Origin of the sequence: Rhodoplanes sp. SY1 (assembly GCF_046000175.1) — a bacterium.
Lineage (GTDB): Bacteria > Pseudomonadota > Alphaproteobacteria > Rhizobiales > Xanthobacteraceae > Rhodoplanes.
The window spans coordinates 1-1,202 of record NZ_JBEOMB010000192.1 but is presented as its reverse complement, the minus strand read 5'-3'; the positions used below and the strand labels follow the sequence as shown (position 1 = coordinate 1,202).

1 protein-coding gene is annotated in these 1,202 nt (G+C 69.5%); it reads right to left on the bottom strand.

Annotated elements, in window-relative coordinates; translation table 11 throughout:
* The coding region (locus ABTU92_RS27990; RefSeq protein ID WP_408094857.1) for an ABC transporter ATP-binding protein at positions 1-1,202 on the bottom strand (1,202 nt) is incomplete at both ends.

Here is a 1,202-nt window from a genome sequence, read left to right as displayed (position 1 = left end):
TCGACCACGTGGATGCGGTCGGCATGCGCGATCGTGTAGAGCCGATGCGCGATGACGAGCGTGGTGCGGCCGCGGATCAGCTCGCCCATCGCGGCCTGCACGAAGGATTCGGCCTCCGAGTCGAGGGCCGCGGTCGGCTCGTCGAGCAGCACGATGGGCGCGTCGCGCAGCAGCGCGCGGGCGATCGCGATGCGGGCCCGCTGGCCGCCGGAGAGCTGCGCCCCCTGCTCGCCCACCTTGGTGTCGTAGCCCTCCGGAAACGCCATGATGAAGTCGTGCGCGTAGGCGGCCTTGGCGGCCGCGACGATCGCCGCGTCGTCGGCGCCGAGCCGGCCGAGCGCGATGTTCTCGCGGACCGTCCCGTGGAACAGGAACACGTCCTGTCCCACATAGGAGAAGGCCCGGCGCAGCGACGCCGACGACACCGTGGCGATGTCCTGCCCGTCGATCAGGATGCGGCCGCCCTGCGGCGCGTAGAGCCCGAGCAGCAGGTTGAAGATCGTCGACTTGCCGCCCCCCGACGCGCCGACGAAGGCGGAGACGCGATGCGGCGCCGCATCGAACGACACGCCCTCGAGCACCGGCTCGCCGGGCCGGTAGGCGAACACGACGTTCTCGAAGCGCACATGCCCTTCGGTCACGGTCAGCTCGGTCGAGCGGGTGTCGGCGGGCGGCACCGGCAGGTCGAGCAGCTCGAACAGGATCCGCACGCCGACCAGGCTCGACTGCAGCTCGAGATTGAGCCGCGCCAGCCGCTTGGCCGGCTCGTAGGCGAGCAGGAAGGCGGTGATGAACGAGATGAAGCCGCCCGGCGTCGCGTCCAGCACCAGCACGCTGTAGCCGCCGATCAGCAGCACCGCGGCGATCGCCAGGCCGCCCAGCGTCTCCATCAGCGGGGTCGAGCGGTTCTGCACCCGCGCGAGCTTGTTGGAGGCCTGCTCGATGGCGTCGACATGGCGGTTCACCCGCTCCTGCATCAAGCCCTCGAGGTTGAACGCCTTGATGATCTTGAAGCCCTGGACGGTCTCCTGCAGGGCCTGCAGGATCATCACGGTGCCGCCGAACTGCGTCATCGTGATGTGGCGCACGCGCTTGATCAGCTTGCGCAGCACCAGCACGGCGGGCGGCATGATCAGCACGCCGACGATCGACAGGAGCGGCTGCTGGTAGACCATCACGGCGATCAGGCCGATCAGCGTGAG